General features: G+C 70.9%; 13 protein-coding genes and 1 rRNA gene. 11 read left to right on the top strand and 3 right to left on the bottom strand.

What is annotated here, in order from left to right:
* From rrf to OO52_RS40510, 10 genes are all read left to right on the top strand, one after another.
* Nucleotides 1-88: ribosomal RNA gene (gene rrf, locus OO52_RS46295) — 5S ribosomal RNA — on the top strand; the annotation flags it as partial.
* A 59-nt stretch (nucleotides 89-147) separates the two neighbouring features.
* Complete coding sequence (locus OO52_RS40545) at nucleotides 148-792, top strand: HAD family hydrolase (RefSeq protein ID WP_030656292.1); 645 nt, start codon at nucleotides 148-150, stop codon at nucleotides 790-792.
* Between the two features lie 92 nt (nucleotides 793-884).
* Complete coding sequence (locus OO52_RS40540; protein WP_030656289.1) at nucleotides 885-1598, top strand: VC0807 family protein; 714 nt, start codon at nucleotides 885-887, stop codon at nucleotides 1596-1598.
* A 121-nt stretch (nucleotides 1599-1719) separates the two neighbouring features.
* On the top strand, nucleotides 1720-2937 hold the full coding sequence (locus OO52_RS40535; protein ID WP_030656287.1) for an MFS transporter: 1218 nt from the start codon (nucleotides 1720-1722) through the stop codon (nucleotides 2935-2937).
* Complete coding sequence (locus tag OO52_RS40530) at nucleotides 2888-4060, top strand: acetoin utilization protein AcuC (protein WP_030656285.1); 1173 nt, start codon at nucleotides 2888-2890, stop codon at nucleotides 4058-4060. Before OO52_RS40535 ends, OO52_RS40530 begins: the two co-directional genes overlap by 50 nt.
* Before the next feature lie 127 nt (nucleotides 4061-4187).
* The gene (locus tag OO52_RS40525) at nucleotides 4188-5003 is read left to right on the top strand and encodes a phosphatase (RefSeq protein ID WP_030656284.1); all 816 of its coding nucleotides are present in this window, start codon (nucleotides 4188-4190) and stop codon (nucleotides 5001-5003) included.
* A gap of 129 nt (nucleotides 5004-5132) precedes the next feature.
* The gene (locus tag OO52_RS40520; RefSeq protein WP_158712621.1) at nucleotides 5133-5345 is read left to right on the top strand and encodes a helix-turn-helix domain-containing protein; all 213 of its coding nucleotides are present in this window, start codon (nucleotides 5133-5135) and stop codon (nucleotides 5343-5345) included.
* 135 nt (nucleotides 5346-5480) lie between these two features.
* Nucleotides 5481-5579 carry a 30S ribosomal protein bS22 gene (locus OO52_RS48635; RefSeq protein ID WP_003948845.1) on the top strand — a complete coding sequence of 33 codons (99 nt, stop codon included), beginning with the start codon at nucleotides 5481-5483 and terminating at the stop codon, nucleotides 5577-5579.
* 187 nt (nucleotides 5580-5766) lie between these two features.
* On the top strand, nucleotides 5767-6828 hold the full coding sequence (locus tag OO52_RS40515; protein ID WP_030656281.1) for an NAD-dependent epimerase/dehydratase family protein: 1062 nt from the start codon (nucleotides 5767-5769) through the stop codon (nucleotides 6826-6828).
* A gap of 14 nt (nucleotides 6829-6842) precedes the next feature.
* Nucleotides 6843-7907 (top strand): lysophospholipid acyltransferase family protein, encoded by a 1065-nt coding sequence (locus OO52_RS40510; protein WP_030656279.1) that lies wholly within the window; start codon nucleotides 6843-6845, stop codon nucleotides 7905-7907.
* A gap of 72 nt (nucleotides 7908-7979) precedes the next feature.
* On the opposite strand, the gene OO52_RS40505 is transcribed toward OO52_RS40510, so the two are convergent.
* From OO52_RS40505 to OO52_RS40495, 3 genes are all read right to left on the bottom strand, one after another.
* Nucleotides 7980-9212: a DUF5667 domain-containing protein gene (locus OO52_RS40505; protein WP_030656277.1), complete on the bottom strand. Its 1233-nt coding sequence runs from the start codon at nucleotides 9210-9212 to the stop codon at nucleotides 7980-7982.
* Between the two features lie 235 nt (nucleotides 9213-9447).
* Nucleotides 9448-10227 (bottom strand): ECF subfamily RNA polymerase sigma factor, BldN family, encoded by a 780-nt coding sequence (locus OO52_RS40500; RefSeq protein WP_030656275.1) that lies wholly within the window; start codon nucleotides 10225-10227, stop codon nucleotides 9448-9450.
* Nucleotides 10228-10554: 327 nt separating this feature from the next.
* On the bottom strand, nucleotides 10555-11475 hold the full coding sequence (locus OO52_RS40495; protein ID WP_078630043.1) for an HAD family hydrolase: 921 nt from the start codon (nucleotides 11473-11475) through the stop codon (nucleotides 10555-10557).
* Between the two features lie 117 nt (nucleotides 11476-11592).
* Here OO52_RS40495 and OO52_RS40490 point away from each other — a divergent pair, with 117 nt between their 5' ends.
* The gene (locus OO52_RS40490) at nucleotides 11593-11874 is read left to right on the top strand and encodes a glutaredoxin family protein (RefSeq protein WP_106972151.1); all 282 of its coding nucleotides are present in this window, start codon (nucleotides 11593-11595) and stop codon (nucleotides 11872-11874) included.
* Nucleotides 11875-11945 lie beyond the last annotated feature (71 nt).

The following is an 11945-nucleotide window of genomic DNA, read 5'->3' as shown; positions in this document are numbered from 1 at the left end:
CGGTTACATTCCGAACCCGGAAGCTAAGCCTCACAGCGCCGATGGTACTGCAGGGGGGACCCTGTGGGAGAGTAGGACGCCGCCGAACAATTTTTGAGGGAGCCCCCGCACTTCGGTGCGGGGGTTTTCTGCGTTTAGGGTGAACTCATGCGCTACGACCTCGTCATCTTCGACAACGACGGTGTCCTCGTGGACAGCGAGCCCATATCCAACCGGCTCCTGGCCGCCTATCTGACCGAGTTGGGGCACCCCACCTCGTACGAGGACTCCATCCGCGACTACATGGGGTCGGCGATGCATCGGATCCACGAGCTGGTTCTGGAGCGGACGGGACAGCGGCTGCCGGCGGATTTCGACGAGGTCTTCCACGCGCGGGTGTTCGCCGCGTTCGAGCGGGAGTTGCAGCCCGTGCCCGGGGTGACCGGCGTACTGGAGAAGCTGGCCGCGGACGGGGTGCCGTACTGCGTGGCCTCCTCCGGGAGCCATGCGCGGATCCGGGTGGGGCATCGGACGACCGGGCTCGACCGGTGGTTCCCGCAGGAGCGCGTCTTCAGCTCCGAGGACGTCGGGCGGGGCAAGCCCGCGCCGGACCTGTTCCTGCACGCGGCTCAGCGGATGGGAGTGGCCCCGGAGCGGTGTGTGGTCGTGGAGGACTCCCCGCTGGGCGTGCAGGCGGCTGTGGCGGCCGGGATGGACGTGTACGGGTTCACCGCGATGACGCCGGCGGCGAAGCTCGCGGGTGCCGGTCAACTCTTCTCCCGCATGGACCAGTTGCTCGACCTGCTGGTATGACCCCGGTCGGCCGCGCGGGCTGACAGATGTCATGCGGAGCTCCGGACGATCGTTTCTACTGCCGGACCCGGCCCTGCGGCGATGCTGAGGACATGACGAAGAACACGGGGAACCAGGGCCGGAAGCCGAGCGTGCTGGACAACTTCAAGCCGCTGCTCATCGATGTGGCGATGCCGCTCGGCTCGTACTACCTCTTCAAGGACGCCCTCGGGATGAGCACCTTCGCGGCGCTCGCCTGGAGCAGTGTCGTACCGGCGGTGCGGACCGTATGGGGACTGGTCAGGGAGCGCAGGACCAACGCGCTGGCGGGTCTGATCCTCGTCGTGAACGTCGTGTCCCTGCTGCTGAGTTTCGTCTCGGGCGACCCGCGGCTGATGCTGGCCAAGGACAGCGGGGTCAGCAGCACGGTGGCCATCGGCATCCTGGTGTCCGTCCGGCTCGGCAAGCCGATGATGACCGCGGGCATGAAGCCCTTCGTCGTGAAGGGCGACGCGGCCAGGGAAGCCGCCTGGCAGCGACTGGTGTCCGGGGCGGCGGCCGAGTCCGCGGCCTTCCGGTCCAGGGAGCGGGCGTTCTCCGTGGTGTGGGGGCTGGCGCTGCTGGCCGAGTGCGTCGTACGGGTCGTGGGTGCCTACACCGTCCCCGTGGACACCATGGTGTGGCTGGGCTCCGTCATCCTGATCGCCGCGATGGGGATCGGGGTAGTGGTCAGCGGGGGGCTGGCTGTCGGGCCGATGGAGCGGATGCTCGCGGCCGAGGTGGAGGCCGGCCGGGTGGAGCGACCCGCGGTGGCCGTCGCCGCCTGATCCCCCGCCGGCCGGCCACCGAGCCGAAGCCGGGCTGGGCCGGAGCCCGGACGGAAGCTGAGGGAAATTCATCTTTGGCTGGATCTACCCAGCGGTAGCCCTGGGCCCTACTCTCGCCGCCATGACTGATGTGCTGCGGCGCGGTAGGGCCTCGCTGGCGTTCAGCTTCTTCGCCCAGGGCGTCGCCTTCGCCCTGCTGGTGACGCGCATCCCGGCCATCCAGGACCGGTACGGCGTCTCCGACGCGCTGCTGCCGGTCTTCCTGGCCGCCGTGCCGGTCCTCGCCGGGGTCGGCAGCGTGAGCACCGAGCACCTGGTCAAGCGGGTCCGGCCCAGCCGGCTGCTGCGCTGGTCCCAGCCGGTGGTGCTGCTGGCGCTGCTCGGCGTCGCGGCGGGCGGGCACGGACAGGTGGCCGTACTCGCCGTGGCGCTGGGCGCGTTCGGTCTGGCGGTGGGCGCGCTGGACGCGTCCATGAACATGCTCGGCGTCAGCCTCCAGCGGTCGTACGGGCGCAGCATCATGCTCGGCTTCCACGCCGTCTACAGCCTGGGCGCGATCCTGGGGGCCTCGCTGGCCTGGGCGGGGGCGCACTGGCACCTCGCGCTGTGGGTGTCGTACCTGCCAGTAGTGGCCGTGCTGTTGCCGGCGGCGCTGGTGGGGAGCCGGTGGTACGTCGACGGGGAGCCCGTGTCCGCTCCGGAGCGGACCGGGGAGCGGGGGAACGTCGTCTTCAAACTGCTGCTGCCGTTGTGCCTGGTGATGATGTTCGCCTACATCGGAGACTCGACCGTGTCCAACTGGAGCGCCAAGTACCTGAAGGACGTGCTGGGCAGCTCGGAGCAGCTGGCGACCGTGCCGTACAACGTGTACATGGTGACCACGCTCGTGGGGCGGGCGATCGGGGACCTCGGGGTACGCCGGTTCGGGGCCGTGGCGGTCGTACGGCTCGGGGCGGTGGTCGCGGCCGGCGGGTTCGCGGTGGTGGCCGCGGCGCCCGGCGCGTGGGCCGGGATGCTCGGGTTCACCCTGCTGGGGCTGGGGTTGTGTGTGCTGGTGCCGCAGACGTTCGCGGCGGCCGGACGGTTGTTCCCCGGGGCCTCGGACGCTGCGGTCGCGCGGCTGAACATCTTCAACTACGTGGGTTTCCTGATCGGCGCTCCGCTGGTGGGCGCTCTCGGTGACGCGTGGAGCTATCGGGGGGCCATGCTCGTGCCGATGGTGTTGGTGCTGGTGACACTGGGGTACGCCAGGTCGTTCGCCGCTCAACCGGACCGATACGGTGGCGGGCATGAGCGGCCGCGCACAGCTGATGTGGGACGAGGCAGTAACGGGCTATGACTTCGGTCGGAACCATCCGATGGATCCGGTCCGGCTGGAGCTGACCCGCCGGCTGGTCGGCGCCTTCGGGCTCGACCGGGAGGTGGAGGTCGTCGCGGCGAAAGCGGCCGGCGAGTCCACGCTCCGGCTGGTCCACCGGGAGGACTACATCGAGGCCGTGAAGGCCGCGTCGGCCGATCCGGCGGGGGCGGACGGCTCGTACGGGCTGGGGACGGTCGACGATCCCGCGTTCGCCGGGATGCACGAGGTGTCCGCGCTGATCGCCGGGCAGTCGGTGGGGGCGGCCGAGGCGGTGTGGCGGGGGGACGCCGACCACGCCGTGAACTTCGCGGGCGGGCTGCACCACGCCATGCCGGGCGGGGCGTCGGGGTTCTGCATCTACAACGACGCGTCGCTCGCCATCGCGCGGCTGCTGGAGCTGGGCGCCGAGCGGGTCGCCTACGTGGACGTCGACGTGCACCACGGGGACGGGGTGCAGGCCGCGTTCTGGGAGGACCCGCGGGTGCTGACGATCTCCTTGCACGAGCATCCCCGTACGTTGTTCCCGCAGACCGGGTGGCCGGAGGAGACCGGGGCGGGCGCGGGGGAGGGGGCCGCGGTGAACGTGGCGCTGCCGGCCGGGACCGGGGACGCGGGGTGGGTACGGGCCTTCCACGCCGTGGTGCCGGAGCTGCTCGCGGAGTTCCGGCCGCAGGTGCTCGTCACCCAGCACGGGGCCGACACGCACTTCGAGGATCCGCTCGCGCACCTGGCGGTCTCGCTGGACGCGCAGCGGGCGGTGCAGGTGGCGTGTCACGACCTGGCGCACGAGTACGCCGGGGGGAAGTGGGTCGCGCTCGGCGGGGGCGGGTACGCGGTGGTGGACGTCGTACCGCGGTCGTGGACGCATCTGGTGGGGATCGCGGCCGGCAAGCCGGTCGCTCCGGAGACGGTGATCCCCGAGGCATGGCGGCAGGACGTGTTCGCCCGGACGCGGCAGCCGGGGCCGTGGCGGATGACGGACGGGTTGTGGCCGGTGTCGTGGGCGTCCTGGGACGAGGGGTACGACCCCGCCGACCGGGTGGACCAGGCCGTGCTGGCGACCCGGCGGGCGGTGTTCCCGTTGCGCGGGCTTCTTCCGTGACGGTCTCCGCGCGGGTTTTCGTCCCTGAGGGGCTCTCCCGCCCACCCGTAGGCCGGCATTAGGCCAACCGTGCGGACTTCCGGCGTTTGCGTCCCGCCCGCACCCCCAATGGGCCACCATCGCATCCGTGTTGACCGCCGCCCGCCTCCGCGCGCATCTGGTGGCCGCCCGGCTGGCCGGGGTGGTGGCGACCTCGCGGGAGGACAGCCTGCGGAGTTATCGGCTGTTCGCCGCCCGGGATCCACGCGTGTTGATCGGGATCGATCCCGAAGGGGCGTGGGGAGTCCGGGACTTGATCGGGTTGATGGCGGAGAGGTGCGGGGTTTCGGCCGACCCCCGGTGCATTTCCGGACCGGATGTGATCGATCCGGAGCGGACGCTCGCCGCGCTGGACGCCTTCGCCGGGCGGATCGGGGAGGTGGCCCGTCGTGGCGCGCCCGTGCTGCTCGGCACCGGGCACCCGCGTCCGCTGCACGGTTTCTACGCCGCTCTCGCGGACGCCTTGTCGACGGCGGGATGTGAGGTTCTCACCCCGGCGCAGGGTCGCTGTGTCGACATATTGACCCGGTTCGGTCTACGCACCCATCGCCTCGACTACGTACGAGGGGTTGCCCTGGTGCGGGAACCGGCGAGCGGGCGCCCCGGTTGTGAGCCGGGCGCCCACAGCCACTCGCCGCTCCCGGTTCGCGTCGCGCTGGACGCCGCGGCGGAGGCCGGCGGGCCGCTGCCGGAGCTGGTGGTCGGGGATCACGGGTGGGTCTGCGGTGCTGGTCAGCTCGGGTTCGAGGCCATCGGTCTGGCAGACACGGATGATCCCGCGCTGTTCGTGGGGGAGGCCGAGGGGCGGGTGTCCGTCGTCGTTCCGGTTGATGACGCAGTGCGGTCTGCTCACTACCGGCCGTTGATCCGCTACGTACTCAATCGCGCGTGTCTGTCACAGTAGGCCGCCGATGGGTGCACCTCTTCCCCACTCGCATCACCCGCCCCTAGTCTGGGGAGTGAGCACGCAACGACGAAGAGTCACCGGAAGGGGAAGCCGGTGGCCGTCGAGTGCGGAAGGTTCAGGTGTGTCATGGCTGCAGCTGGCGAGAGGCCTCTGAACGAGGTTCAGTTCCTTACCGTGGCGGAGGTCGCCTCGGTGATGCGAGTGTCGAAGATGACCGTGTACCGCCTGGTGCACAGCGGTCATCTGCCCGCGATCCGGGTCGGACGGTCGTTCCGCGTCCCGGAACAAGCGGTACACGAGTACCTCCGTGACAGCTATGTGGGGGTGGAGACGGTCTGACGGCGCCCCCTGGGTGACCCGGGGACACCCCTCGATTACGACCTCGGCGCTCGGTTGGGTAGGCTAGCCCCTCGTAGGTCGTGTGGGCCCATGGCGCCCAAACAACCGAGTGATGAGAAGTGAGCGAGGGTAGTCGTGGGCTCTGTTATCAAGAAGCGGCGCAAGCGGATGGCCAAGAAGAAGCACCGCAAGCTGCTCAAGCGCACGCGCGTTCAGCGCCGTAACAAGAAGTAAGCGGCGCCGCGAGAGTGTGGCCCTGTGGCCCCCCACCAGCAGTGGTGGGGGGCCACAGGCATATACCGATGGGGGAATTTCCGTCGCCAGGTGCACTTGGGGTCATCACAGCGCAACATCGACCGGCTAGGTTGGCCGCACACGGGGAACGCGGGATACCGGTTACGCGGGAAGGAAGGCGCTGATCTTGGGACGGATCGTGCTCGTCACCGGAGTCGCCCGGCAGCTCGGCGGCCGGTTCGTGCGGCGGATCCAGCGGGACCCGGAGGTCGAGCGTGTGATCGCCGTGGACGCGGTGCCGCCGGCGCACCATCTGGGCGGCGCCGACTTCATCCAGGCCGACATCCGGCAGCCGACCATCGCCCGGGTGCTCGCCGAGACCGGCGCGGACACGGTCGTCCACCTGGACGTCACGGGCACGGCCCTGGGCGGCGGCAGCCGGGCCACGGTCAAGGAGACCAACGTCATCGGCACCATGCAGCTCCTCGGTGCCTGCCAGAAGTCGCCGGCCGTGCGGCGGCTGGTGGTGAAGTCCAGTACGAACGTCTACGGCTCCGCGCCGCGCGATCCGGCCGTGTTCACCGAGACGACCCCGCCCAAGTCGCTGCCCAGCGGCGGCTTCGCGAAGGACGCCGTCGAGGTGGAGGGGTATGTGCGCGGGTTCGCCCGGCGGCGCCCGGACGTCGCCGTGTGCGTGCTGCGGTTCGCCAACATCCTCGGGCCGGCCGCGGACACCCCGCTCGCCTCGTACTTCGCGCTGCCCGTCCTGCCGACCGTGTTCGGCTACGACCCGCGGCTGCAGTTCGTGCACGAGGACGACGTCATCGAGGTGCTGCGGATCGCCTCGCACGAGCCGCGCCGGGGCACCCTGAACAGCGGCACCTTCAACATCGCCGGGGACGGCGTGCTGTTGCTCTCGCAGTGCTCCCGGCGGCTCGGGCGGCCCACCGTGCCGCTGCTGCTGCCCGCGGTCACCTGGGCCGGCTCCCTTGTGCGTACGCTCGGTATGACGGACTTCTCGCCGGAGCAGATCCGGCTGCTCACCCACGGGCGGGTGGTGGACACCGTCGAGATGCGCGAGACGCTGGGCTTCACGCCCCGCTACACGACGGCCGAGACCTTCGCGGACTTCGCGCGCGGCCAGGGTGCCGGGCTGCTGCCGCCGGAGACCCTGGCGGCGGCCGTCGACCGGGTCGCCGCGCTGACCGCGAGGGCGGGCGGCCACCCCCAGACGCACAGCGCCAACTGAGGAGAGCGGCAACGATGGCGGACGCCAAGGTCATTCCGTTCGACGACGACCGGTCCCGCGGAAGCGCCGCACAGCGCCAGCCGCGGCGGCGCAGCGGGGGGAGCCGGCGCGGTGCGCACGGGGAGCCGGGAGAGATGGGTGCGGTCCAGCCCCTGCCGGGACGGGAGCGGCCGCCCGAGGATGGTCCTGTGAGCCGCGACGAGGAGCCGCTGGAGCCGGCGGAGGCCGAAGGGCGGGACGGCGGCCTGGAGCGGCGGGTGGCGGCCGGGCTGGCCTTTCTGCGGCGCCGGCTCACCGGGGACTACGAGGTCGACGACTTCGGCTACGACGAGGAGCTGACCGACCAGGTCCTGATGTCGCTGCTGCGGCCGGTGTACGAGAAGTACTTCCGGGTCGAGGTGAAGGGCGTCGAGAACATCCCGGCCGAGGGCGGGGCGCTGATCGTCGCCAACCACTCCGGGACGCTGCCGCTCGACGGGCTGATGATGCAGGTGGCGGTGCACGACCACCACCCGGCCGGCCGCCATCTCCGTCTGCTCGCCGCCGACCTGGTCTTCGTGCTGCCGGTGGTCAACGAACTGGCCCGCAAGCTGGGGCACACCCTCGCCTGCACGGAGGACGCGGAACGGCTGCTGGGCCAGGGCGAGCTGGTCGGGGTGATGCCGGAGGGCTTCAAGGGGATCGGGAAGCCGTTCAGCGAGCGGTACAAGCTCCAGCGGTTCGGCCGGGGCGGCTTCGTCTCCACGGCCCTGCGCCAGGGTGTGCCGATCATCCCCTGCTCGATCGTCGGTGCGGAGGAGATCTACCCGATGATCGGCAACGCCAAGACGCTGGCGCGGCTGCTGGGCTTCCCGTACTTCCCGTTGACGCCGACGTTTCCCTGGCTCGGTCCGCTCGGTGCGATCCCGCTGCCGACGAAGTGGACGATCCAGTTCGGTGAGCCGATCCCGACGGACGGGTATCCGCCGGAGGCGGCGGAGGATCCGATGCTGATGTTCAACCTGACCGATCAGGTGCGGGAGCAGATTCAGCACACGCTGTACAAGCTGTTGGTCCAGCGGCGCTCGGTGTTCTTCTGAGGCGTCCGGTGAACGGCATCGAGGGCGCCCCTGCTCGGAAAGGGGCGCCCTCGATGCCGTAGCCGTGCCGCGTCAGTCCGCGTCCTCCCCGTCGATGCCCAGACCCGGGAGCAGGTCGGGGATGAGCGGGGGGATCGTGACGTCCGGCTGGCCCGTGGGGGACTTGCCGGCGGACGGGGACGTGGTGTCGGGCCCGGTCTTCGGCGGGTCGAGCAGGCCGCCCGTGTCGCCGCCGATGAGCCCGTCGCCGCTGCTGCCGGTGGCCGGGCCGCTCGGCGTGCCGGTGCCGGTGTGCTTGCCGGCGGACGGGGTGTTCCCGGCGCTGGGCGTGGTGGACCGGTGGCTGCCGGAGGAGCCGGTGGACGCCGGGCCGGATCCGCCCGGGTGTCCGGCGTCGCCCGGCTGGGCGGGTGGCTGCGGGAGCAGGGACTGCAGCGGGGCGACCTCTTCGTCTATGGCGTCGAAGACCGAGGACACCTGCTGTTTCACATCGCCCAGTTGCGTGGGCAGCCTGTCGCTGAGCGCGCTCCAGGCCTGGCGGTGGGACCGGGAGAACGTGGACAGCGCCTGGATGGGGCCGAGCGAGTCCGGGTCGGCCTCGTACGCCGCGTGGAGCAGACGGTGGCCTTCGGTGACGTCGTGCTGCATCCCGGACAGGGTGCGGCGGATCTCGCCGATGGACTCGTGGTCGAGATGGCCGCCCCGGCCGCGCTCCATCAGCCGTCGGGCCTCGCTGAGGCGGGTGGAGGCCTGGTCGAGGTAGGTCTGGCCGCGCTGGTCGTCGCCGTCGGCCAGGTAGTTGAGCTTGAAGTCCTCGATGCCGCGTTTCAGTCCGTACAGCGAGTCGCCGGGCAGGGCGTCGGAGCTGGCGGCGGCGACCCCGCCGAAGGCCCCGGCGGCCACGCCCACGCTGAGCCCGCCGGCGGCGAGGCCCTTGGTCAGTCTCGTGCGCGGGCGGAGCTTGCCCAGCGGGCTCGCCCGATGCGCGCCCTTGGCCCGTTGGGAGCGTTGTGCCGGTACCGACGCGTCCGCCGCCCCCGTGCCCTCCTGGAGCATGGCCTCCATCGCGGCCACCAGTTGGGCCCGCTGGACGACCTTGACCTCCGGGGCGAGCTGCGGCTTGGGCAGCGCGTCGAGGTCCGCCGCCAGGGCCAGCAGTTCGCCCTGCTCGGTCCGTTCCTCGATGGTCGGCGGTGATCCCGCCGGGCCTACGGACTGCTCGGCCGCCGTGTCCCGGTCGGACTGCTCCTCCAGGGCCTGGGCGAAGGCGTTCGCCCGCCGGTGCGCCGATACGTTCGCGATCACTGGCGGCACCTCCTCTCGTCATGACGGTCGACTCCCCAGGGGGTCCTGAGGGTTGCACGCCCACGGCGCTTCCACACGATCGAGCGATCGCGGTCGGCCGGAACGTGACCACAGGGAGCCTGTATCCCGCACAACGACTGGCGCGGCACTTGGGTTACGGACGGCGGATGACCGGATCAGAAAGGCAACCGACTTTCACGGTAGGTGAGTTGACCGTCGCCCTGGGTCACGTGGATCAGCGGGCGTCGTCCGGCAGCAGCCGGGCGAGGGTGCGTACGGCACGGTACTGGAGGGTCTTGATGGCGCCCTCGTTCTTGCCCATGACCCGGGCGGTCTCGGCGACCGAGAGGCCCTGGAGGAAGCGGAGCGTCACGCACTCCTGCTGCTGGGGGTTGAGCCGCCGTACGGCGTCGAGCAGGGCGGCGTTCGACAGGGACTCCAGGACGGAGTCCTCCGGGGAGCGTTCGACCTCGTTGGCGTCGAGCATCTCGCCGGTGGTGACCTCCAGCCGGAAGCGGCTGGACTTGAAGTGGTCGGCGACCAGGTTCCGGGCGATGGTGACCAGCCAGGCGCCGAAGTCGCGGCCCTGCCAGGTGAAGGTGCCGATCCTCCGGAGCGCCCGCAGAAAGGTCTCACTGGTGAGGTCCTCGGCGGTCGCCCGGCCGCCCACGCGGTAGTAGATGTACCGGTAGACGGTGTCGCTGTACTGGTCGTAGAGCCGCCCGAAGGCCTCGGCCTCCCCCGCCTGGGCGCGTTCGACCAGGTCCATCATGCGGGCGCTGTCGCTGTCGGCGGCCGGGCGGCGGGCGGTGGCCGCGCCGGTGGCCCGCCCCCGTCTGCCGACGGCGGCACTGCCGTCGGCCAGTGCGTAGCACGGGCCGACGGGCGCGGCGGCGGCGAAGGCGGGGACGGCGTACGCGGTGGGGACGAGGCCGCGCAGCGTCTCTTTGACCGTTGCGACTGTTGCGCGCAGCGTAGCCAGGCCCGAGGCGTCAACCCCGACGTGTGGGTACACGGGACTCCCAGAGGCAGAGCTTCCATCACGTGCAGTGCGGGACCTTTCACCCGTCGTAGCGACGGAGGGGTACCGGTTTGCGTCTGAGGAGAATAACGCTTCGTACAGGCACTGCTACACCGAGTTGCTCAAATCACCGATTGCGTCGCATCTGTAGCCGTTTGATGGTGGGTCAAGTTACGCAAACTGATCGCTTGTTGACCGGAAAGAGGCCGTTTTCGGTGAGGAGCGGTGCGTGTTGAAATGGCCGCGGCATAATCCGTGCGCGCGGGGCCGCCATGGCGGCCGGTGGGAGGGCCGGGGCGCGTGCGGGACCCGCCGTGGCGGTTATCGGCGCCGTCGGCTCAGGGCGATCGCCGCCGCCGTACCGCCGGCCACCGCGCCGACCCCGGCCGCCGCCGGAATGCCGACCTTCGCCGCCTTGCGGCCCGTGCGGTAGTCGCGCAGCCGCCAGTCCTTCTCGCGGGCGTGCCTGCGCAGCTTGGCGTCCGGGTTGATGGCGTAGGGGTGGCCGACCAGGGACAGCATCGGGATGTCGTTGTGGCTGTCGCTGTAGGCCGCGCAGCGGGACAGGTCCAGTCCCTCCGCCGCGGCGAGCGCGCGGACCGCCTCCGCCTTGGCCGGGCCGTGCAGCGGCTCGCCGACCAGCTTGCCGGTGTAGACGCCGTCGACCGACTCGGCCACCGTGCCGAGGGCGCCCGTGAGGCCGAGGCGGCGGGCGATCACCTGGGCGATCTCCACCGGGGCCGCGGTGACCAGCCACACCTTCTGCCCGGCGTCCAGGTGGGCCTGGGCGAGGGCGCGGGTGCCGGGCCAGATGCGGTCGGCCATGTACTCGTCGTAGATCTCCTCGCCGATCGACTCCAGTTCGGCGACCCGGTGGCCCTTGACGATCGACAGCGCCGAGTCGCGGGCGTCCTGCATGTGCTCGGGGTCCTCGACGCCGGCCAGCCGGAACCAGGCCTGCTGCCACGCGAACTTGGCGAGGTCGCGGGTCTCGAAGAACTTCCGCTTGTACAGCCCCCGGCCGAAGTGGAACAGCGCGGCGCCCTGCATCACCGTGTTGTCGAGGTCGAAGAAGGCGGCGGCCCTGTCGTCGCCGATCACCGGGAAGTCCGGCTCCTCCGGCGTGGCGCGGGGGGCTTCCTGCGAGGACTTGCGGGCGGCCTCCGCCGAGGCCTCGCCTGCCAACACGCTCCGCGCCGTGGCGGAGCGCCTACGGGGAGTGAGCCATCCGAGAGCGGCCATGTCGTGAGCATAGCCAGTTCGCCCGGCGGTTCCGGCGACCGGAGGTTGGGAGGTTGTGAACTCTGCTCGACCGGGCCGTTAAAGAAGCGATCCGGAACGAGCGCCGAGCGCGCGAGAATGGCCGGTATGAGTCCCCTCTTCCGACGCAAGGCAGAGCCGCGCGCGCGGCTGGTCACCCTCATCCGCAAACCGGGCTGCCATCTGTGCGACGACGCGCAGCTGGTGATCGAGAAGGTGTGCGGCGACCTCGGCGTGCCGTGGGAGCCGAAGGACATCACCGAGGACCAGGAGCTGCACGACCGCTACTGGGAGCAGATCCCGGTCGTCCTCGTCGACGGCGAGCAGCACACGTTCTGGCGCGTGAACGAGGAGCGCCTGCGCCGGGCACTGACCGACTAGTCCAAACCGGTCGGAAAGTCGCTTAGGATCGACGGCGGTTTGGTCTCGGGGGCGGGATTCGTGAGGAGTGT

It is taken from the genome of Streptomyces flaveolus (genome assembly GCF_000716535.1).
Lineage (GTDB): Bacteria > Actinomycetota > Actinomycetes > Streptomycetales > Streptomycetaceae > Streptomyces > Streptomyces flaveolus_A.
The sequence above is the reverse complement of the archived record's forward strand: the minus strand, read 5'-3'. Positions and strand labels throughout refer to the sequence as shown.

Excerpts from the sequence above, each read along its gene's own strand:
- OO52_RS40545 (WP_030656292.1), top strand. The coding sequence starts at position 148 with ATGCGCTACGACCTCGTCATCTTCGACAACGACGGTGTCCTCGTGGAC.
- OO52_RS40530 (WP_030656285.1), top strand. The coding sequence starts at position 2,888 with ATGAGCGGCCGCGCACAGCTGATGTGGGACGAGGCAGTAACGGGCTAT.
- OO52_RS40520 (WP_158712621.1), top strand. The coding sequence starts at position 5,133 with ATGGCTGCAGCTGGCGAGAGGCCTCTGAACGAGGTTCAGTTCCTTACC.
- OO52_RS40535 (WP_030656287.1), top strand. The coding sequence starts at position 1,720 with ATGACTGATGTGCTGCGGCGCGGTAGGGCCTCGCTGGCGTTCAGCTTC.
- OO52_RS40540 (WP_030656289.1), top strand. The coding sequence starts at position 885 with ATGACGAAGAACACGGGGAACCAGGGCCGGAAGCCGAGCGTGCTGGAC.
- OO52_RS40490 (WP_106972151.1), top strand. The coding sequence starts at position 11,593 with ATGGCCGGTATGAGTCCCCTCTTCCGACGCAAGGCAGAGCCGCGCGCG.
- OO52_RS40510 (WP_030656279.1), top strand. The coding sequence starts at position 6,843 with ATGGCGGACGCCAAGGTCATTCCGTTCGACGACGACCGGTCCCGCGGA.
- OO52_RS40495 (WP_078630043.1), bottom strand. The coding sequence starts at position 11,475 with ATGGCCGCTCTCGGATGGCTCACTCCCCGTAGGCGCTCCGCCACGGCG.